At 38.6% G+C, this 20,708-nt stretch carries 17 protein-coding genes and 1 CRISPR repeat array; of the genes, 11 read left to right on the top strand and 6 right to left on the bottom strand.

Going from position 1 to position 20,708, the window contains the following annotated elements; all coding sequences use genetic code 11:
- Positions 1 to 64: 64 nt before the first annotated feature.
- The 5 genes from H6G08_RS35590 to H6G08_RS35570 all read right to left on the bottom strand — a co-directional run bounded on the left by H6G08_RS35590 (position 65) and on the right by H6G08_RS35570 (position 4,264).
- The gene (locus tag H6G08_RS35590) at positions 65 to 604 is read right to left on the bottom strand and encodes a GIY-YIG nuclease family protein (RefSeq protein WP_190551822.1); all 540 of its coding nucleotides are present in this window, start codon (positions 602 to 604) and stop codon (positions 65 to 67) included.
- A 15-nt stretch (positions 605 to 619) separates the two neighbouring features.
- Positions 620 to 1,603: a hypothetical protein gene (locus tag H6G08_RS37975; protein ID WP_242046423.1), complete on the bottom strand. Its 984-nt coding sequence runs from the start codon at positions 1,601 to 1,603 to the stop codon at positions 620 to 622.
- A complete protein-coding gene (locus tag H6G08_RS35580; RefSeq protein WP_190551820.1) occupies positions 1,600 to 2,199 on the bottom strand; it encodes an alpha-ketoglutarate-dependent dioxygenase AlkB family protein in 600 nt (199 codons plus the stop codon). Before H6G08_RS35580 ends, H6G08_RS37975 begins: the two co-directional genes overlap by 4 nt.
- Positions 2,200 to 2,272: 73 nt before the next feature.
- Positions 2,273 to 3,115 carry a BRO family protein gene (locus H6G08_RS35575; RefSeq protein ID WP_190551819.1) on the bottom strand — a complete coding sequence of 281 codons (843 nt, stop codon included), beginning with the start codon at positions 3,113 to 3,115 and terminating at the stop codon, positions 2,273 to 2,275.
- Between the two features lie 111 nt (positions 3,116 to 3,226).
- Positions 3,227 to 4,264, bottom strand: coding sequence for a hypothetical protein (locus tag H6G08_RS35570; protein ID WP_190551817.1), 1,038 nt, complete (start codon positions 4,262 to 4,264; stop codon positions 3,227 to 3,229).
- A gap of 261 nt (positions 4,265 to 4,525) precedes the next feature.
- Here H6G08_RS35570 and H6G08_RS35565 point away from each other — a divergent pair, with 261 nt between their 5' ends.
- Positions 4,526 to 4,780, top strand: a complete 255-nt coding sequence (locus tag H6G08_RS35565) for a helix-turn-helix domain-containing protein (protein ID WP_096583197.1) — start codon at positions 4,526 to 4,528, stop codon at positions 4,778 to 4,780.
- A gap of 174 nt (positions 4,781 to 4,954) precedes the next feature.
- Positions 4,955 to 5,956, top strand: a complete 1,002-nt coding sequence (locus H6G08_RS35560) for a hypothetical protein (RefSeq protein ID WP_190551815.1) — start codon at positions 4,955 to 4,957, stop codon at positions 5,954 to 5,956.
- 189 nt (positions 5,957 to 6,145) lie between these two features.
- On the opposite strand, the gene H6G08_RS35555 is transcribed toward H6G08_RS35560, so the two are convergent.
- Entirely contained in the window at positions 6,146 to 7,591 is a 1,446-nt protein-coding gene (locus H6G08_RS35555; protein WP_190551813.1) for a TIGR03985 family CRISPR-associated protein, read from the bottom strand.
- Positions 7,592 to 7,686: 95 nt separating this feature from the next.
- On the opposite strand from H6G08_RS35555, the gene H6G08_RS35550 reads away from it, so the two are divergent.
- The 9 genes from H6G08_RS35550 to cas3 are packed head-to-tail and all read left to right on the top strand — an operon-like array spanning position 7,687 to position 19,855.
- A complete protein-coding gene (locus H6G08_RS35550) occupies positions 7,687 to 8,982 on the top strand; it encodes a Card1-like endonuclease domain-containing protein (protein ID WP_190551811.1) in 1,296 nt (431 codons plus the stop codon).
- On the top strand, positions 8,979 to 10,583 hold the full coding sequence (locus H6G08_RS35545; RefSeq protein WP_190551809.1) for a Cas10/Cmr2 second palm domain-containing protein: 1,605 nt from the start codon (positions 8,979 to 8,981) through the stop codon (positions 10,581 to 10,583). Before H6G08_RS35550 ends, H6G08_RS35545 begins: the two co-directional genes overlap by 4 nt.
- Before the next feature lie 2 nt (positions 10,584 to 10,585).
- On the top strand, positions 10,586 to 11,242 hold the full coding sequence (locus tag H6G08_RS35540) for an RAMP superfamily CRISPR-associated protein (protein WP_190551808.1): 657 nt from the start codon (positions 10,586 to 10,588) through the stop codon (positions 11,240 to 11,242).
- 8 nt (positions 11,243 to 11,250) lie between these two features.
- A complete protein-coding gene (locus H6G08_RS35535) occupies positions 11,251 to 12,840 on the top strand; it encodes an RAMP superfamily CRISPR-associated protein (RefSeq protein ID WP_190551806.1) in 1,590 nt (529 codons plus the stop codon).
- Entirely contained in the window at positions 12,840 to 14,267 is a 1,428-nt protein-coding gene (locus tag H6G08_RS35530) for an RAMP superfamily CRISPR-associated protein (RefSeq protein WP_190551804.1), read from the top strand. The genes H6G08_RS35535 and H6G08_RS35530 overlap by 1 nt, the downstream gene beginning before the upstream one ends.
- Entirely contained in the window at positions 14,264 to 14,848 is a 585-nt protein-coding gene (gene csx19, locus H6G08_RS35525; RefSeq protein ID WP_190551802.1) for a type III-D CRISPR-associated protein Csx19, read from the top strand. Before H6G08_RS35530 ends, csx19 begins: the two co-directional genes overlap by 4 nt.
- Positions 14,826 to 17,123, top strand: coding sequence for a TIGR03986 family type III CRISPR-associated RAMP protein (locus tag H6G08_RS35520; RefSeq protein ID WP_190551800.1), 2,298 nt, complete (start codon positions 14,826 to 14,828; stop codon positions 17,121 to 17,123). The genes csx19 and H6G08_RS35520 overlap by 23 nt, the downstream gene beginning before the upstream one ends.
- Complete coding sequence (locus H6G08_RS35515) at positions 17,116 to 17,748, top strand: DEAD/DEAH box helicase family protein (RefSeq protein WP_190551798.1); 633 nt, start codon at positions 17,116 to 17,118, stop codon at positions 17,746 to 17,748. The genes H6G08_RS35520 and H6G08_RS35515 overlap by 8 nt, the downstream gene beginning before the upstream one ends.
- Positions 17,749 to 17,770: 22 nt before the next feature.
- Entirely contained in the window at positions 17,771 to 19,855 is a 2,085-nt protein-coding gene (gene cas3 / locus H6G08_RS35510) for a CRISPR-associated helicase Cas3' (protein WP_190551796.1), read from the top strand.
- 407 nt (positions 19,856 to 20,262) lie between these two features.
- Positions 20,263 to 20,593: a CRISPR direct-repeat array (repeat unit 37 nt; unit sequence CTTGAAACTTAGCGAATCCTGGCAACGGGATTGAAAC).
- Positions 20,594 to 20,708 lie beyond the last annotated feature (115 nt).

The raw sequence follows: 20,708 nt of genomic DNA, 5'->3' as shown, positions 1-20,708 counted from the left end.
ACTTCTTAAAATATCTTTTTTACTCATTTAATGTGTTCTTTTATTCTCTATTGATGAATCAACCTCAGTAATAACCGATTGTGACAGTGCTGGGTACGGAAGGAAGGATGTAAATGAAATCTTCTCGACTGGTGGCTGACCTGTATGTGGTCAAAAGCAAGTCCAAAACATGAGCGTGGATTTCCCTACCGAAAAAAGCATTTAAGTACTTGAGGGATGTATTAAACAGCAGGCTAATAGTGGGCGATGGAACACAGTAGAAATAAGGAGAGTCATGACAGGAAAAGAAGCTAAAAAATGTTGCCTGGGATCTGTTCAAGTTAAGTTCATTCAAGCAATTATCATCAACTTCAAACCATTCACCATGAACTCGACGACTATTATTCTGCTCGTGATATAACTTCTCGTCATTGACAGCATCAATAGTCCAAAAGCAGTCAAGCATAATTAACGGATAAGGCGATTGATTATTGATTGTCTGATGCCTAATTACTGGATTTATTGACCTCCCTATCTTATATCTGTTTGTGCCTTGCGCCCAAAGAAGATAAACCCATCCCTCACGCTCTATTTTAATATCGTGAATAGTTATTTCAGTGTCCATAATTTTTTCGTCCCACTAACTGCATTCACAGGGATACTGTCGCATCATCTGTTGCAAATCCACAGGCTCCCCATCAGGTGTATAAACAACATTGCCAGACATTGCTGCAACTATCCTTTTGCTCTTTGCCCATTCATACCAAGCAATTACGTCTGCCGTCGCTGTGTTTTGAGGTTTCTTACCTTCTTTACAAGCTGTGATAAACACGCCAGTGGGTGACTTGACTGATTGCCATGTTTGGAGTGCTTCTTTGAGATATGCGATCGCCCCGTGTACATTCACCCAATATTTCTTCATCACCCCCAAACATGGCTCTGGGTTTATTCGTAACCGCCGCAACTCAGTACAAACCTCAGCAATTTCGTGCTTGCTAGGCTTATACGTACTTGAATCGACTTCAACTTCCGGCTCGGAAGATTCGTCATCATGAGGATCTGTTCCGCTCGTTGAGTTATTCAGTTCTTGTTCATCAACGAAGTGAGTAATCTGGGGTGGCTCTGGTTCTGGTGTTTGGCGAACTGGCTCATATGAGCTTTGTTTTACTCCTTCATCCTTTACTTCCCCAACAGCAGTGTTTTGTTGTGGTTTAGTAGTTTCAGGATCTGATCTATGGTGTTGTTCTGCACTGAATTCTGAAGGTTCAGTTTTGCACTTGCGGTGTTCCAGTAGACGATTAAGTACATCTTGGTGCAATTTATACTGCCATGTCCGATCCTGCCCATTACCAGGATTTTTTTGCTTTGAGAGAATCCCCATCTCCTCCAAAAGAGCGATCGCACTCCTAATGACATGAAGACTATGCTCACCCATGAGGTCAGCGTAAATTCGCTTGAGTGGCTGGTAAACCCAAGGAGTGCGATGATTTTTGAGCTTCCACTTTGTCCAGTGCCGGAAATACTCAATCAGCTTGGCAGCACAGAAGTTGCCAGTAATGTCCAGATACTCTCGCCGCAATATCACCAGCACCGATGCTTTTTCGGTAGAGACAACAGTACTCATTTCTTGCCTCCAATATGCGGACGAAAAGTTAAGTTAATTCGCGTACTAACCAATTTCTTGGTTTTGGGAACTTGATGTAGGTGCGTAGACTGACAACCAGGGTGCATAATCAGCAGACTTCCATGCTCCAGCCAGAAATCAGTCGGCTTACCTTTGATAGGCTTTATCTGAAATTTCCGCTCCGCACCCAAACTTACAGATGCGATCGCTGGATTAACACCCATCGATTGCTCATTATCTGCGTGCCACCCTATGCTGTCTTGTCCACTTCTATACTGGTTACCAATGACGATACGGAAGCTGTAGCCAGTAACAGCAGTAATCCTGTCCCTTAACTGTGCCAGTGCTTCAGTCCAAGGCAATGGTTTCAGTAGCACGCTCTTGGAATACAAATACTCACAACCTTCGTCACCGTAAATACATTCCAGCCGGGGCACAAGTAAAGTTTTACCGACCATTTTGATTTGATTCTGTTGCCATTGCAGTTTGAGGCAGTGTTGGTATAACACGCCAGCTTCTTCTTGGCTGAGGAACTCTGGATAATAAGTGACTGGTAAAATTGGGGTGGGTTCATTAAAAAGGGACATCTGTTTCATAACTGTTGGGATAAGAAATTGGTTGGTGAAGGCAAGCAGGGGAGCAGGGGGGCAAGGGGGCAGAGGAGAGAACTTACTGTGAGATTTCCCCTCTGCTCCTCTGCCCCTCCGCTCCTCTGCTCTCTACTTGTTCTCCTTGTAACCATAGTTGCTTCAGTGCTTCTTGTTTTGCTGCTTCTAATTGCTGTTTCTCCTGGGCTGATGACTCACCGACGAGCTGCTCAAATTCTGCCCGTTGTCGTTGCTTCAATTGCTCAGTAGTCGCAGCAGGTAATGCCAATTGCTCATCTTTGCCCTGCCCGGAGGGCCGAAAGCCACGACGACGGAAGATATAGCGGAAGTGGCGTTTGTCCTGTGAGGGAAGCTTTCGCCATACTTCCTCATTCCAGCCTGGGGGTGTAAAGTCAGCTGAGGGTGGCAGTAGGTTTTGGATTTGGGATTGCATCTGGGCGATCGCCTTCCCTTGTTCCTCGATTACCTGGTTCTGCTGTTCAAATTTCTCCAATAGTTGAGCAAGTAGTTCTGAATTTTGCGGGGCTAACTCTGCTTCACGAGTTTTTACCGCGAAGTAAGTTTGTGCGGCAGCTATCTCACTCTTGCGCGGATCGCCATTCATTGCCACCAAATAGCAGGCGTGTCGTGATAGCTTGTAATCTTTCAGCACTTCTCGAAATGCCTGAGAAGCCCCAATTTGCGACATTTGGACGACATCGACCAGATGGTAGGATTCATTTAACCCGGAATTCTGGGCACTGATTTTTGCTCTTTCAACGGTGTCTTTAATTCTTTTCCAAGTCTGATAACCCAGTAGTGTTAACAATTCAGTTGCTAACCAATACTCAGATCCATCAGCATCCATGTGTTTAATTTGGTCAAATGGGCTGTTGTTACTTTCGTGCTTTATAATTGCGTCCATACTATCTCCCAATTTTTGACGCAGGGTAAAGGAGCGGTATTGCATCCAGACCGCTATCTAAATTTGTTAATTTGAGTGAGCAGCAATTTCTACTGCTGCCCACAGTTGGTTTTAGACTGTTACCAATTTTTGACCTTGGGCTGCGCCAGAAAGAAGCGATCGCCATTCTTTAGGGCTGAGATGTTCAAGTAGCCGATATCCCAAATACTCATCAGCTGCGCTCTCAGACAATAACTGCACCGCATCTGATGCCGAGTTACAAGGTATGCGTTGATGATCTTGTGCTGCACGTACTACCCACCAGCGACCATCAGTGCATCCGACTTCGCCAAGCTTTCTGTCATTCTGGTAAATGCCATCGTTGAGCATTTCAAACCCATAGTTTTCACACGCGCTGAAAATCTCAGCCATGATTTCGTTATCGGTAACCCAAGGTTCTTCCGGTTCTAGCTGCTCTTGCAATGGAAGTTTGCCTTGCTGATACTGCTGTTTGATATAGCTGTGACATCTAGCAGCACTGATGTCTCGGAAAATCTCATTACCGTTAATCATTACCCGCCAGTACAGATTCTGGTAGTTGCCGTGATCGTAGCTAATGCTGGCTACCAATTCATCCCCAACAAATGCCTCTTGGTCATAAAACGAGATTTCTAAAATTGTTGGGACTTCTGGTATTTCAGTTTCAGTTTGTGGATTAAGTGTTCCATCTTGATGATGCCATTGGATATAGCGATAGCATTGAGCTTGGGTTTGGTGGCGGAATTTTTCTTCGCCATTCACCATAACTACCCAAGGTTGGGTAACGAACTCGTCATAATCGTAGGTGATGTAAGCGACCAGTTGCTTGAGTGCGTAAACTTCGTAGTGGTAGCAGTTGATTTCCACTGTGGTTAGTTGTGGGGCTATGGCTTCGGCTTGGTCTGTGATGTACTGGTCAAGTTCGGCTTGGGCGAGTGCTTGTTCATCAAGGGTAGCATCAACTACTGTCTCAACCCTGATTGCTTGATACTCAGCGATTGCATTCATCCAAGCATCCTTGCACCGCTTGTCAAGTACCTCAACTGTGCAGCCGACTTCACAATAGATTTGCTTGAGCCGGGCTATGGATTTGTGTTGCAGCTGTTGATGAGTGTATTTGAGATAGGTCATAATTTATTGGTACTCCATCAGTATGGTGGATGTTTTGCAAAAGGCGATCGCTGCTCCGGCCAAGAAACGCGGTCGTCTTTGTTTTTGTTTATTCACAGCAGTGTTAGCAGTCAAAAGAGCTTTTTAGGTTATGACGGTAGCTGCGAATACTTTTAGCTTATATTTTATAGTATTACTTGTCAAGCGAGACTAGAAAAGTTATGCTTGAAACGTGAGGAAAGAAACGCTATGATCTGAGTACATTAATGGAGACGTGAATTTATGAACTTAATGCAAGTTACTTTGTCTGTTGATCTGCCTGGGTTGGGCAAACGAATTAGAGAAATTCGTGAGACTAAAGGATTATCACCAACATGGGTTGCAGCACAAGCGGGTATGAGTGTTGCTAACCTTTACCGTATTGAAAGCGAAGATGCAAAATCTTTACCTCGTGAAACTTTGCGAAAACTTTCTGAAGCTCTTGATGTAGATTTTGATGCAGAGGTGAAAGCTGCTTTAGCTCAAGAAGTTGGATAAAACATTAGCTCAATATAAACGTTGATGATCGTTAGCTGTAATGCTCTAACTTCCTGTAGTGATGCTTTGTTGTTACCAATGGTAAGCCCAACAGTAATTGCTCATGAACATCAAAATTAAACTCTATCTGCAATTGAATTGAGCAAATGCCACTGAACCAAAAGAGGTGGAATCATGAATATCCCACCCCGTAAGCGCAAAAAAGCCACCTCTACATCCAGTGACTTACAACCAGTAGCTAACCCGCAAGATTTTTCTCACCAGGACAATCAAGATGTAGTAACCATCGATGTTCCTGCTGTTGAAGTTCCAGAATTAACCCCAGAAGAACAAAGCGATCGCTTGCACCTGGAGCGAAAAGTCGAGAGGGCATTTTTTGAGGCAGGTAAGGCATTGGCAGAATTGCGCGACCGCAGACTCTATCGCTCCACCCAGCGCACATTTGAGGAATATTGTAAGGACAGATTTGGATTTGAGCGTCGTCATCCTTACAGATTGATTGAAGCTGCGGTTGTGGTTGATAATCTCATGCAAATGTGTCCCATTGGGACTCAAATAGAAGTTGACTCAAGTGATGGGCAACAGCAATCTGTTGGGACACAGATTGAAATTGAGTCGAGCGAACAGCAAATGTGTCCCATTGGGACACAAGTTCTGCCGACAAGTGAGCGTCAAATTCGCCCACTCACTAAGCTAGAACCCCAGCAGCAACAGGAAGTTTGGCAACAAGCAGTACAGAAAGCTGGTGGTAAAGTGCCGACTGGTAAAATCGTCAAAGATATAGTGCAGCGCATCATGGAACGTACTCAAGTCCCCAACACCTACCAGTTGGGTGAAGTCTGCCAAATCTTAGCCAAGGACAATCCCGAACTCAGGGGCAAAGGCGGTTGCTGGGCGATTGTCACTCAAGTTAATGAATTCACTTGCACCGTGAGGACTTGGGATGGCGAACTGACGGTTGGGCTGAAGCATCTGAAGTCTTACGAATACTTGCCTGAGGATTGTCAGCAGATGCAGGAGGTGTGCGATCGTATTTCACGGGTGTATTCGAGTGGGCTGGAGGAATCCGTGCAGAAGTTTTTGGAGTCGTTGGGGAAGCTGAAGCGGGCTTATTTGACGGACTTGGAAGAGAAGGTGTTGGGGGTGCTGGAGTTAGAAATTAATACAGAAAATTAAACTAATTTGGGTTGAAGTTTTTGCTTGTCACAACTAGTAAAATAACTACAGAATGCTAAACAAATAAGAATTGAAAATTACTCACAGATAGTTTAATTATCATTAAATAATATTTCAGATAATTAAACTATAAATTAGCTTTTCATTCCTCAGTAACAACGATGTAAATAGTATTATTTAAAGTTGCTATTAGCAAATATGCCCATACAAATTAAGAACTTTTTGAATTTCACAAGTCATTTCCTGACGCAATTCCCAAGGTAATAAAACTTCAACTTTGGAACCTAAAGCCCGCAACCATCTAATAACATAATAATCCGTTGTTCGATAATTTACTCGGTAGTATGCATCCGTACAAGGACGAGATTTTACAATATTTAAAATTTCTGCTTGATGTTTTTTATCAATAACATATTTTTGAATTAACTCGAAGGTTGACTCGTAAGTAATTTTAGTAAAAGTATCGTGAATGCTGATCCCATCTATATAACATTGATGGAAATCCTCCTCAAACCGTAATATCATCAATGATTTTTCTTTGTAGAAATCACATCCCCAAGCTTCTTTTAACTTTGTATTGATAGTCTTGGGAGTTGGCAGTTGATTATTGTCATTAATTTCTCTTAATATTTGTGGAACTCGAACATCCTTCCAATCTAGCATTTCTATATGTTGTGAAAGAATACGATCAAGACGATATTTGTACCAATTAATATCACCTTTAGGAGTAGTTCCATAAGCACATAGATATTTAGCTCGTTCCATGAAATAAATACAAACTGGATAAATGACACACTCTTTTATTTGATTTTGATGGGCGCTATAATACGTCAACAGTAAAGGCATAATTTGCCCACCATCCCAAATTTCTTGCAATTGGTTCTGAATTTCATCTACTGCATCTTGTGTTGAACTCGATTCTGGTACTACATAGTCAACATAGAGAAATATCCGATGATTATCTTCCTCTATTTCTTGCTCTGAAAATTCTTCGGCTAGTACTGGTAAATTAGGGTCAAGAAAACTAAATAAACCTAAAGTACCTGCTAAATAGGCTTGTTTCTTCCTGCTTAAATTTGCTTGAGTCAGAGGAGTCTTTTCGGTTTCTTTAAAATTTGGTAACTTTTCTACTCGACGATAATATTTGCTTCTACCAGTATTCTGATTTATTCTTTGCAGATAATTACGACTGACTAATAAGTCGAAGTCGCTTTGCAGAGATTTACGAACTTGACCAAATAATCTTTCCTCTAAAAGCTTTTCTAGTTCCGAGTCAGCTATGGGTATTTGCGCTTGTAGAGAATTTTGCCATTCGTCAGTGGGTACTTCCAATTCTAATAACCATTGTTTGGTTGTTTTGCTGCAAGCACAGTTAGAATCTTGATGCTTAAGAATGTCTGCTTGCTTTTCATCCTTGTGGGTTTCAGTAAAAAAAGCTTTACGCCAATCTATATAAGTAAAGGTATCTGCGAGGCTTATGTAACCATTTTCACTATATAGCCACCGTAGCAATGCCCATAAGCGGATAGCACGGGTAAGATTTTGACTTTGGTCAAGGGAGCCATTTGCTAGTTTTTGCAAAAGTTTACAATCTGGAGCTTTTTTAAATAGGGTATTCACAGTAGTTTTAGGCATTTGAGCGATTGTTTATAGATTAGCAGCTATTTGGAAGAGGGTATTTCCGATGCTGTGCCATAATGGGCATGACAATTTTGTGATACATCTACCGCATGAGTACACCAGAGTTTGATGGGTATAAAGTAGACCATTTGTTTTTGCTGATTGGTGAGAATCCTTTACCTAACTATGTTGCAGCGAATCTCTTGCTAAATAAAGGGGGAACTGCATACTTAATACATACAACAGATACCGAAAAATCAGCGAAACGACTGCAAAAGATTCTCAAAAGTGAATTAAATGGGTTTAAGGATGTAGAGTTGCGATCGCTCGGTGATTATGAGTCGGATGCATTCCACATTCAAAAGAAAATTCGGGAAGAACTAGAAAAAATTAAAAGTGGAAAAATAGGGCTGAATTATACTGGTGGAACAAAAGCAATGGCTGTACATGGTTACAAAGCAGCTTTTGCGAATCGTTCTGATACTATTTTCAGCTATCTTGACCCTCGTCGGTTAGAAATGTGCATAGATAGGGAAGATAGAGAACGTCAATGTTTAAAAGTTAAACCAGAAATATTACCTGTAAAGCTTGTAAAAGTTTTTCAAATACATGGATGGAGTTGGAACTCCGATCCAGTTGATGTACCAGAATTACCAGAAACAGCAAAAGCATTTGCAGTATTCCATTCTGAGGGAGAGTTAGTAAAATTATGGCGTAAATGGTGTAATGAAGTACTCAGAGAAAAAACAAGAAACAATAAAGGTCGTTGGTTAACAGAAAAGCAGCTAACAAATGTTGATGTTGAAGGACTGAGTTTGGAGTTATTAAAATCTCAAACTAAAATCCAAAAAGCTTTAATGTTACTGGACTTACCAGCAGAAACCTTATTTCTAAACACTATTAAGCAGAAAGGACTGAGGAATTTAGAAAAAGTATGTGAATGGTTAGATGGTGAGTGGTTAGAACACTATGTTTTACAACAGGTTCAAGCAATATCCAAGCAGAATCATATTCATGATAGTGCTGCTTCTTTTTGGATTAAAAATCCCAATAATCCATCAAAAACCAAGTTTCAGTTTGATGTAGCTTTCATGCGAGGTTATCAATTATTTGCTATTTCATGCACTACAATTGATAGGAAAAGTGATTGCAAGCAAAAACTATTTGAAGCTTACATTAGAGCGCAGCAATTAGGTGGCTCTGAAGCCAGAGTAGCTTTAGTTTGTTGTGCCAGTTCTGAAGATATAGAAGAGTTACGAACTGAAATTACTAATGTCCTAAAAGCAGAACCAGAAAATGAGCGTAAAGACTACAAAATTCAGGTTTTTGGACGCGAGCATTTAACAAATTTATCTCAAGAAATTGCTGATTGGATTGCTCAAAATGATTGGGAGTCATCAAAATGAGTCAATTGACAATAACTTTTATTGACACTACAGGTATTCAAGGTTATGTATTTAGTAGCAACCGCTTACGAGAAAATATTGGAGCATCGCATTTAGTTTCTGCTGCTACAGGAGAATGGGTAGAAGAAACTTTAGAACAATTAGGAATACTTAAAGATAGACAAACAAAAGCAATTGAAAGTAGCAACTGTAATGCAGAATTAATTTATTCAGGTGGTGGTAACGCATTAATAATATTCAAGTCCAAACAAATGGCAATAGAGTTTACTGAAATTCTCAGCAGGAAAGTATTATTAGAAGCACCTGGACTAAATTTATTAGTTGCTCATCAAGAATTTGATTGGAATGGACAAAAGAAACTATATCAAGTAGTTCAAGACTTAGTAACAAATAAAATTGAGCGCCAGAAATATGAGCGTATTGTTTCTGCTCCGCTTCTTGGCTTAGGAGTAACAGCAAGTTGTAATTCAAGTCTTTTACCCGCTATAGATAGAAGCAATACTTATATTAAGTATGAGGATGGTGAGGAAGAGAAAAGTTATTTAATTTCTAGAGAAACTAAGCAGAAATTAATTGCTGCTCCCCAGGCTAATGCTAAACTACAAAAACTATTTGCAGGTGTAGTTGATCCAAATATTTATCAATTTCCCTACCGTACTGATAATTTAGGGCGATCGCCAGGAGAATCAAGTTATGCTGCGGTAATCCATGCTGATGGAAATGGGATGGGTAAACGCTTTCAAAAACATGGTAATGGAAAAGAAAATCGAGATTATATTAATGCAATGCGAGAGCTATCTCGTAGCATCCAACAAGCAGGAGAGAAAGCGCTAATCGCTGTCACTCAGACTATTATTAATTCGATTGCAGAAGATAAAGTTGTAGGTAAATTAGGAGAGTTTAAATTAAAAGGTAAATACTATCTTCCTTTTCGTCCTTTAGTTTATGGTGGCGATGATACCACTTTTGTTTGTGAGGGAAGATTGGGGTTAGAATTAGCTGCTTTATATCTGCGAGAGCTTGAAAAACAAACGATAGCTGATGGAAAAAAACTAACAGCTTGTGCAGGTATTTGTGTTGTCAAAACCCATTATCCATTTGCACGAGCATACGAACTTAGTGAAACTTTATGTCGAGTCGCTAAGAAATTTCAAGAAGAGAGCAGAGGAAATGACGATGAAAGCTTTTCAGCACTTGATTGGCATTTAGCAGCCAGTGGTTTATCTGGTTCGATTTCAGAAATTCGCCAACGGGAATATAAAGTAGAATCAGGTGAATTAAATATGCGCCCTGTGCGACTAAATAAACATGATGATGATTGGCGTACTTGGGAAGGTTTTACTGATATTGTTAGGCAATTTCATGAAGATGAAGAATGGTGCGATCGCTATAACATAATCATGGATTTGCGTGATGTATTACGTCAGGGTTCTCTCGCAACTCAGGAGTTTCTGCGGAATAAAGGTTTAGATAAATTACCTGATTATCCTAAGTGTAGTCAGGATATTGATAAATTAGCTAAAGAAGGATGGTTGGGTAAAAAATGTGGATATTTTGATGCGATTGAAGCAATAGATTTTTATCTAGCATTGGATGAGTAAGAATGATATATAAACTAAAAATTAAGTTATTAAGCGATACAACTTTTGGTCGTGGTGATGGTGTTGCAGGCTTAATAGACCAAGAAGTAGAACACGATAAATATGGATTTCCCTATTTACGAGGACGCACCCTGAAAGGTTTATTGAGTGAAGAATGTGATAATTTAATTACTATTTTACCAGAAGATAATCAGAAAAATTACTGGGAAAATATAGCTGGTGATTTATTTGGTATTCCAGGTAATAAATTAGGAACAATAGCAGCAATGCATATCGGAGACGCATGTTTACCCGATGATTTACGTCAAGCTGTCGCTTATGAAATAGATAGCGAGCGACTGACAAGCCAAGATGTGCTAAATTCCCTAAGTTCTATTCGCCGTCAAACAGCAATTGATTGGGAAAATGGTGTAGCTAATAAGGGAAGTTTACGGTCTTTCCGTGTTGTTATTCGCCAACTAGAATTTCAAGCAGATTTATTATTTGAGGCTCAACCAAGCGATGAAATACTATCACTTTTGGCAGTGAGTACTCTAGCGTTACGGCGTTTAGGAAGTGGACGGAATCGAGGTCGTGGTCATGTCCATTGTACTTTACATGATACTGATGAAAATGAAATTACACAGCAATATTTAAAGTTATTTGGAAAGGTTAGGTAAAATTTTCCATGAAAGCAATTACTTTTTCTTTATATACAAAACAACCCTTATTAGCTACTTCATTTCAAGGAGACCCTAATAGTGATGTTTCTTATTCTCATATCCCTGGAAGTATGATTCGCGGTGCCATAATTAGACGTTATATAAAGCATCATAATTTGTCAGAAGTTGATTTAGAAAGTCAGGAGGTACAGAGTTTATTTTTTGATAGTAAACAAGTGAAATATTTAAATGCTTATCTACTCAGTCAAAAGAAAAAGCGGACTCTTCCCATAGTTCGTTCTTGGTTTCGTGATAAAGATATAGAATTAAGCGAAGATATACCTAATATTCCTGCTTATGACTTTAGTGTTTATAGAAACGAAGGTGAACCTGAAACTCCTAAATTTGTGGGTGAAGGATTTTGGACAGTAGAAAGTGGTTGTGTTAAATATTATAAAGAAAAACGACGAATAAATATTCATAACCGACGCGATCGCACTAAGGGACGTTCAAGCCAAACAACAGGTGAAGGAGAAATTTTCCGCTACGATGCTATTGATGCAGGACAAACTTTTCAAGCTGTAATTTTGTGCAAAGAGATAGATACAAACTTATTAAAATTATTGCAAAAATCAGAAGACCTTTGGTTAGGCGGTTCTCAAAGTGCGGGTTATGGACATACAAAAATTATAGACATTCAGACTCATGATAACTGGAATGAAGTAGATTCCCCGGAAAACCTTACCGAACATGAGAATTTCACAATTACACTACTCAGCGATTTGATTTTACGAGATGAATGGGGACAGTATGCAGTTATTCCCCCATCTCCACAACAAGTATCTGCACCACTAACAAAGATTTTAGAGAGTGAATTAAAAAGAATATTAGAAGATGATATACAACTGAAGCCAAAAGAAAGTTTTACTAGCAGTACATTAATTGGCGGATTTAATCGACAATGGGGATTACCTTTACCTCAAGTTCCTGCATTAGCAGCAGGTAGTGTATTTGTTTTTGAGCATATTGAGATCGCACCAGAACAAATACAACAATTAGAAGCTCAAGGTTTGGGAGAAAGGAGAATTGATGGATTTGGTAGAATCGCAGTGAATTTACGCAACGATGAGTCTTTTAAAATCGCTTTACCTGATAAACCTAAATCGTCTAGTCAGCCACAAATAAAAAATCAATTATCCCGTGATATTGCAACCCAAATGCTTGCAAGATTGCTGGAAGAAAAACTAGAGCAGAAACTAAAAAAAGAGCTTAGTTATATAGATATTAAGGGTACTATTTCTAATAGTCAGTTATCTCGCTTACGATTGATAGCAAGACAAGCATTACCAAGTGGAAACTGCGATTTAGTTCTAGCTCTACTAAATAATTTACCATCTAACGCTAGCGGACAATTTGAACGAGCTAAAATCAATAACGAATCTTTTAAAGAAAAGTTATACACATGGTTAAATAATCCTGATTCATGGATTAGTAACAAACAAGAATTAACAGTCAAAATTAGTGATATTGAAAGTAATCTAAATCATAAATTAGCTAAAAAATATACATTGCGCTTAATTATGGCAGTTGCTAAAAAAGCAATGAAGGAGAAATAATGATCGGTAAAGACTGTCTAAACAAACGGCTCACAAATCGCAATCAACGCTATATTATTGAACGGATAATTATCAAGGGAAGTTTAATTTTAGATACTCCAACTTGTTTGGGAAGTGGTGACAATGATGGCGATACTGATTTACAGGTTTTACGAGATAGTATAGAAGATAAAGCTTTATTAATGGGTTCTTCTATAGCTGGTGCTTTAAGAAACTATTTACGAGAGCATGAAAATGGCTATTATGCAGATGAAGAATCAATTTTATTTGGTGGACAACGTAGCGATGATGATGGAGAACAAAGTCCTCTAATCGTCAATGATGCTCTGAGTGGCGAAATAATTCAAGTAGAGTTGCGCGATGGAGTTAAAATCAACAGCGTCACGAGAACCGCAGATGATGGAGCCAAATACGATTTAGAATTTCTTGAAGCGGGGACAGTATTTAATCTCTACTTTGAATTATTGATAGAACAAGAAAGTAATAGGGAGCGATTAATTAAAGAATTAGTAATTAGTCTCCAAGGATTAGAAACAAGTAAAATTCGTCTAGGAATTAAAAAACGTCGTGGTTTTGGTCGCTGTCATGTGGAAAAATGGCAAGTATGGCAATTTGATTTAAGAGACTACGAACAACGTATACAATGGCTAAATTTCCCACATTGGGAATCGGGTTTTTTAAATGATTATCCAACTCATGACAGTATCGCTGATGCTTTGGGTTTGTCTCTCGATGGAGAACATAAAAGACAACACCTAACCATTACAGCTATATTTACCCTCGCAAGTCCTTTATTAATTCGCTCGGGACAAGCATCGACGGATAAAGCACCGGATGTTGTCCATCTCAAGTCACGACGCAATGGTGAGTTGAAATCAATATTATCCGGTACAAGTTTAACTGGTGTGTTGCGACATCGTGCGGAAAGGATAGTTAATACTATTGGTGTAAATATAAATATTGTTAGCGATATATTTGGCTTCGTTGATGAAAATACCAAAAAAGCAAAAGCTAGCCGTTTAATTGTTGATGAAGTTGAAATTAATAACACTACAGATTTAGTCCAAAATCGGATTGCAATCGATAGATTTACAGGTGGAGCTTTGCATGGTGCGTTGTTCAACGAGCAACCTATTTTTGGAAATGATGAAACAAGTTTAGTTATCAAACTGGAATTGCGTCAACCAAAGCATTATGAAATTGGGTTACTACTTTTATTGCTCAAAGATTTATGGACTGGTGATTTACCTGTAGGTGGAACCAGTAGTATCGGACGGGGAAGGTTACAGGGAAAACACGCAACTATTGAGTTTGACAAGAAAACTTGGGTAATTGAACAAAAGTCCGTAAATGAACCTTTATTAATAGATAATGCTGAAGATTTAGAAACATTTGTTGCTGCTTTACATCAGGAGGTAACTGCTTGAATAAGCCAAAGTGTGAATCTTTAGAAGTTCCAGATAATTTTGATATCAGGACATGGTTGGAAGTCCCAGCGAGTCAATACAAATTAAAGTTTTTATTAGCACATGCTGAAGATGGGGTAATTTGGGGTAAATTTCAAGATAGAAATTTGATAACAGCAGATAGTATATTTTCTGAATTTGCCAAATTGCGGAAATTGACATTACAGCAATGTCGAATTTTTGGTGAAAGTTCTGAAGTGATGCTTTGGAAAACTGATGAGGGTTTTAAAGCGCGTCTTATTCAAGATGAAAAAAATACAGAATTTATTCCTGAAAATCAGATTCTTTGGGGTACACAAGCAAAAACAATTAGCGATGGTTTTACTTTAGTATCGGATGGTTCGCAAGGTTTGTGCCATGCTGTACCTTTAGTTGATATTAATTTTGATGCCAATCAAAAATTACATCGTCCATTGCGTTTATGCGTTCGCCACTATATTCATAATGACGAAGAAACTGGTTTAGCTCGTATTTATTTAAGTCGCTTAGTTAATCTTACTACTGAAAAGGAGTTAGCGAATGCTTCCCAGACATCTAAATAATGTACCAGAGAATAGAAAAGCAAAAGCACCTTATAATTTTGTAGAGTTACCAAATGATATAGTTAAAGTTGAGCCTAAATCTCTACCTCAGCATAATGTTTATTATCCTGAATCGGAGAATCGATATACAGGTCGGATTAAATGTACACTGACAACTGAATCACCTTTATATATTCGTTGCGGATTAACTAAAGAAGAATTTGCATGTGGTGCTGAATCAAAAGATTTACCTAATTTTTTCTATACAGGGATAGCTGACAAACCTAGAAAACCAGTTATCCCTGGTAGTAGCTTGCGAGGAATGCTCAGAAATTTGATCGAAATTATTAGCTTCAGTAAAATAGAAGCTGTATCAGATCAACAACATTTTTTCTTTCGTGCGGTTGCTGCAAAAAAAGATGATCCATTAGGAAATGAATATAGAAAACTGGTAAAAAATGTTAAGGCTGGTTATTTAGTTCGTAAAGGAAGTAATTGGTATGTTCAACCAGCTAAAACTATTGATAAATCTTCATTCATTTGGGTGAAAGAACGGGATTTGTCAAAAATTCAGACTTTAATTAAAATGAATCAACGAGAATATCGTCCACAATATATAAATGTAAGTTTTGGCGATACGTTCTTGAAAAGTCCGAGAAGATTTACCAAACAAGTAAGCGCTAACAAGAATTTATATCCTAATTTAGGAGTTATTGTTACCAGTGGTAATATGCTGGAGTCTTCTGATAGTTCCGAAAATCTTTATCGCCGCAACCATTGCATTGTTCCAGAAATCAATAATGATGTAGATAATATTAAAATTAATGATGATGCAATCCAGCACTATAGGAGTGCGTTAACTGACTTTCAGAAACAAGAACCTTTTGATCAAGATTTTGGGGTTTTGGAAGCAGGACGACCAATTTTTTATTGCGAACCTCAAAATGGACAGACAGAAGTAACTTTATTTGGTCATTGTCCAAACTTTCGCATTCCTTATTCTCCTTTGAGAGATGGAAAAGCAGCTTCAGCTTTTGACTTTATTCCTCAAAGTATTAGGAAATCCGAAAAATTTGATTTAGCTGATTCTATATTTGGATTTATTCGGCATCAAGATAAAGATTTACAGGAAAATTATGATGCAGAAAATTCAGAAAAATTAAAAGCTTTAGCTGGTAGGATTTTTATAGAAAATGGAATTTGCGAACAGACAGTTAATGATGATATTTGGTTAACTGGTGATGTTGAGAATCCAATTACCCCAAAAATCCTCTCTAATCCTAAGCCAACAACATTTCAACATTACTTAGTTCAAACGAGTTCCGAAAAAATTCAGCTTAAGCATTATGCTAGCAAAGCACCACAAGAAACCAATCCTGGAGAAACAATTATTCGTGGTCATAAACTATATTGGCATAAACCAAATGTAAAACAAGAAGATATAGAAGAAGCTGATACAGATAAAATCAAAAAAGCCAATTCACAGTATACTCAAATTAAACCTATTAAACCAGGTGTTATATTTAAGTTTAATATCCATTTTGAAAACCTCAGCAATATTGAATTAGGTGCAATTTTATGGATATTAAAAATAGCAGCCGACCCTAAATATTGCCTATCGTTGGGGATGGGTAAGCCTTTAGGTATGGGTGCTGTTAAAATTGAACATCAGGTTTTGTTAAATACTCGTTCAGAGCGTTACTCAGGGTTATTTAATGGTAATCAGTGGTTAACTGGAGAAACAAACCAGAGCAATACTGCATCAAAATCTGAAGCTTGTATTAATGCTTTTGAGAAATACATTACTGATAATATTCATCCAGATGACCATCCAGAAGGATATAATGCTGTCAAGTTATGTGAAATCCCTCGGATTCAGATGCTTTTGTTGATGTTGCGCTGTGATAAACCACCATCAGCAAATGATACTCGTTACATGACTATTGATACTAAAGAATATGTAAATCGTCCAGTACTACCAACTCCATTTCAAGTCATGGGTGTTCCAGAACAAGATAAACGAAGGGTTCGGAATATTACTAATAGAGATTTACCAAAACCAAAAAAAGAAAATCCAGCGAAATTATCTCAGAAATTTGTAGAAGGTCAAATTTTAGATGCAAAGGTTTCTAATATTAAGGGAGTTGAAGTTACCTATCAATTACTAGATGGAACGAAAAAAACCACAAAAGAGCATAAAAAAGCTGCTTTTTTGGAAGAAGGACAGGATGTCAAAGTCAGAATTACTGCTTTAAAGGATGACGGTAGTATCAAAAATGTCAAATATCATGAGTAACGACACTCAAATTACGATCGCACATCTGTTCCACACCCTCACTACCCATCATCCCTACAACTTCCAAACCCAAGCGATCGCACGCATCCTCAACCATGATGATACCATCCTGCGCGCACCTACGGGTTCGGGGAAAACGGAAACCGCGATCGCACCTTTTTTATTCGCCAAAACCCTGAATCTCGATTTTCCCAATAAGCTGATTTATGTTGTACCTCTGCGTACCTTGGCTAATAGTCTGCGTCAGCGAGTAGAGGGATTAGTTACAAACTGGAAAAGGCTTTATCCCTCATCTGGTAACTTGGTAGTGACTTTACAAACAGGGGAAAACCCCGAAGATCCACGGTTTGAAGGTGATATTATTTTCTGTACAATTGACCAGTTGTTGAGCAGCTTTTTAAATATTCCTTATTCTGTTGGTCGTGGTTCTGCAAATGTGAATGCTGGAGTAGTATTTGCATCTTATTTGGTGTTTGATGAATTACATTTACTCGACCCAGAACGCTCTTTTACTACTGTTTTAAAGGTGTTGCAACAAGTTAAAGGAATTTCACCTTGTTTATTAATGACTGCAACTTTAACAGATGAGCTTGCAAGTCAAATTCAAAAAATAATTGCCGAGTAAATATAAAATTTATCCTCACATCATGGAAATTGTTCGCGTTGAAGACTCTGATTTAAAAGTAATTGAGGCTAATCGCTGTCGAGTTTTTCGTGCTATGTCGCTACCTCTGAACGCGCAAGTTATTTGGGATGATATTTATGCCAAGCAACGGCAGCGAGTTATGATTATTTGTAACACTGTCTCTCAAGCACAAGGAATTTATCGCGATCTGTCAAGTTTAAATCACGATTGGGAGTTAAATATTACCCTACTGCACGCCAGATTTTTACCTGAACATCGCGCTAATAAAGAAAATTATTTAACAAATATATTTGCGGAAAATTGGCAAAATAACAGCGATAATACTTGTCATGTTTTGATTGCGACTCAGGTAATTGAAGCGGGAATTAATATTACTTGTGAAGTTTTGCATACACAACTTTGTCCGATGAATTCTCTGTTACAACGTGCTGGACGTTGTGCGAGGTTTTCAGGGGAAAGTGGCGAGGTTTTTGTCTATAGAAATGTGGAAATTAATCAAAAGAATCAGGTATTAGCTAATACTGATTTATTTGATTGGGAAGATGCTGATGTTGAAAAGTTAGAATCTGAAAAGATTGAGATCACCAAGCCCAAGGAAAGCTTTTTACCCTATAAAAAAGAAATATGTGAATTGACTTGGCAAGTTTTGCAAGCACATACAGAATCGGAAAAGGTAAATCATCACGTTGGTTTTAGAATTGAAGAAGAATGGATTAATTTAGTTCATGCTGAGGAAGATTCGCTGTTTCTCAAACGCAGAAGTAACAGCCAAATGGAGTTTGAAAGTAGATTTACTGATGCTATTTTTAGAGGTGATGAATCTGCTGCAAGTGATTTGATTCGCAAGGTAGATAATCGCAATATTTTTACTTGGAGTGAATCTGGTTTAATTGATTGCGATGATGGGCAAGAAATTGATATACAAAAATTACTGCCTTTTTCTGTGCCAATTTCTACCCTTTGTAAAGCTTGGCGAGATTTTCAAGAGAGTTTAGCTTTTGGGGATGATTGGATTTTTAAACGCATTGAAACCCCAAAAAATAAATCACAAACTTACAGTCAGCCTGTGCTAAGTCGGATAACTTCCCGTGACTTTTTGATTGGGTGTTATCGGATTTTGGTAAATAATCGCTATATTTACTATGATGAGGAAATTGGCTTACAAATAGGAGTGAATATCCCAGGAAATAGGTTTAACTCTCCACACAAAAGAGAGAAAATTATTGCCAGTCAATACCGCTATCGGATGGATAATTATGTAGGTCATTTGGTTTTAATGTGGAAATGTTGGCGGGATAATTTTTCTACAAAAATTCTCAAAAATGGTGAAGTTATAGATATTAATTACCGCAGCGTTCGCGATGAGTTATTAGTTGCTGGTGGTAAGTTTATCAAAGCCAAAATTTTACCCCAAGCAGAAGTCAATGAAGCTGAAGCTTTGTTTGAAATTTTAGTATTTTTAGCAATTTTTACCCATGATTTAGGAAAATTGCAGGTAAAATGGCAGCAGGTAATGCGAGAATGGCAGAAAATTGCCCATCACCGTTTTAAAGGTAAAAATCCTCGCCAATATTTGCTAGCACATACCGATTACAATCCTGAAGATGAAGTACAAAAAGCTGCTTTGAAAGCTTTTGAAAAGAAAAATCAGCGTCCTAATCATGCGGTTGAAAGTGCTTTTTTAGCACGAGAAATTCTACATAAATCTTTAATTCCTCTACTTCAGGAGCATTTTACAGAAGATACTGAGCAAATTAAATACTTTGGTTGTGTGGTAATTATGGCTGCTGGTCGTCATCATTCTGCTTGGGCGAGGGGTTTTGAAAGTAATGATGTGGCTAAGTTAAAGCAGATTGAATTATCTCCAAAATCACAGCAGGTAATTGCCGATAGCTGGCGATGTATGACAAAATTTTTACCTGATTTTTTGCCTTTATCGGAGGGAAATTTAAGTCGTAATGTTTACCAGCTGAAAGAGTTGGATTTGAATGAGTTTTTTACTATTGATGAGGTGGAATTTTTACAGCTTTATTCTTTGGTGGTACGTGCTTTGCGGTTATGTGACCAAAGGTCTGTACAATTTTAGGTGAGGGGCATTGGGCATTGGGCATTGGGCATTGGGCATTAGGCATTGGGCATGGGGCATTGGGCATTGGGCATTGGGCATGGCGGTGCCAATGCCCCTACAATCAACTATTATCTGTACCTCACTAACTTGCAATTCGCTGTATTTTCTCCAAAGGTCTGGACATTGTTGGAGAATACCCGTATGATGATGCTATTAAATTGATGTTTGGCAAACCGAAGCGGGGGCTAAAACCTGGGGGGTTCTGCCAAAATCGCCAGAACCTTGACAAGTTAATAGTTACAGCGTTTGAAGAATTGCGACAAATAGGAATTTGTTGCAATAAGCGAGGCTGAAATGAGGTCATTTTTGAGGTCTGCCAAATTTGCTTGTGGAATCCTTGCTCTGTAAGGGTTTCAGGCGGCGGACTTGAAATGCAGCGAATCCCGGCAACGGGATTGAAACACAGCAGATGCGGCGGTAGCAGCAACGGCAATGACCGTCTTGAAACTTAGCGAATCCTGGCAACGGGATTGAAACCAGCAAACCGTTTTGGAAAAATTGCTAGATCCAAAATCTTGAAACTTAGCGAATCCTGGCAACGGGATTGAAACCTAGAGAAAAAGGTGCTAAAAACTTTTTCTATATAGGCTTGAAACTTAGCGAATCCTGGCAACGGGATTGAAACATAAAACGCTACTGCTGGAAAATAGCGAAGTTAACTTGAAACTTAGCGAATCCTGGCAACGGGATTGAAACTTTTCAAACCATCTAGACCTCCGCAAGGGTACTCCCGCCACACCGAAGGTTGGCGGTGAGGGGAATTGCGGGACAATTGGAGGGGTTCGATACCCCTTCAATTGTCAGGATTATT

The organism is Calothrix anomala FACHB-343, from assembly GCF_014696435.1.
GTDB classification, from domain to species: Bacteria; Cyanobacteriota; Cyanobacteriia; order Cyanobacteriales; family Nostocaceae; genus Aulosira; species Aulosira anomala_A.
This window is presented reverse-complemented; position numbering and strand designations above follow the sequence as displayed.

What these genes read in the sequence shown, in the direction of transcription:
- H6G08_RS35590 (WP_190551822.1), bottom strand. Translation starts at nt 604, where the DNA reads ATGGACACTGAAATAACTATTCACGATATTAAAATAGAGCGTGAGGGA.
- H6G08_RS37975 (WP_242046423.1), bottom strand. Translation starts at nt 1,603, where the DNA reads ATGAGTACTGTTGTCTCTACCGAAAAAGCATCGGTGCTGGTGATATTG.
- H6G08_RS35580 (WP_190551820.1), bottom strand. Translation starts at nt 2,199, where the DNA reads ATGAAACAGATGTCCCTTTTTAATGAACCCACCCCAATTTTACCAGTC.
- H6G08_RS35575 (WP_190551819.1), bottom strand. Translation starts at nt 3,115, where the DNA reads ATGGACGCAATTATAAAGCACGAAAGTAACAACAGCCCATTTGACCAA.
- H6G08_RS35570 (WP_190551817.1), bottom strand. Translation starts at nt 4,264, where the DNA reads ATGACCTATCTCAAATACACTCATCAACAGCTGCAACACAAATCCATA.
- H6G08_RS35565 (WP_096583197.1), top strand. Translation starts at nt 4,526, where the DNA reads ATGAACTTAATGCAAGTTACTTTGTCTGTTGATCTGCCTGGGTTGGGC.
- H6G08_RS35560 (WP_190551815.1), top strand. Translation starts at nt 4,955, where the DNA reads ATGAATATCCCACCCCGTAAGCGCAAAAAAGCCACCTCTACATCCAGT.
- H6G08_RS35555 (WP_190551813.1), bottom strand. Translation starts at nt 7,591, where the DNA reads ATGCCTAAAACTACTGTGAATACCCTATTTAAAAAAGCTCCAGATTGT.
- H6G08_RS35550 (WP_190551811.1), top strand. Translation starts at nt 7,687, where the DNA reads ATGAGTACACCAGAGTTTGATGGGTATAAAGTAGACCATTTGTTTTTG.
- H6G08_RS35545 (WP_190551809.1), top strand. Translation starts at nt 8,979, where the DNA reads ATGAGTCAATTGACAATAACTTTTATTGACACTACAGGTATTCAAGGT.
- H6G08_RS35540 (WP_190551808.1), top strand. Translation starts at nt 10,586, where the DNA reads ATGATATATAAACTAAAAATTAAGTTATTAAGCGATACAACTTTTGGT.
- H6G08_RS35535 (WP_190551806.1), top strand. Translation starts at nt 11,251, where the DNA reads ATGAAAGCAATTACTTTTTCTTTATATACAAAACAACCCTTATTAGCT.
- H6G08_RS35530 (WP_190551804.1), top strand. Translation starts at nt 12,840, where the DNA reads ATGATCGGTAAAGACTGTCTAAACAAACGGCTCACAAATCGCAATCAA.
- H6G08_RS35520 (WP_190551800.1), top strand. Translation starts at nt 14,826, where the DNA reads ATGCTTCCCAGACATCTAAATAATGTACCAGAGAATAGAAAAGCAAAA.
- H6G08_RS35515 (WP_190551798.1), top strand. Translation starts at nt 17,116, where the DNA reads ATGAGTAACGACACTCAAATTACGATCGCACATCTGTTCCACACCCTC.
- cas3 (WP_190551796.1), top strand. Translation starts at nt 17,771, where the DNA reads ATGGAAATTGTTCGCGTTGAAGACTCTGATTTAAAAGTAATTGAGGCT.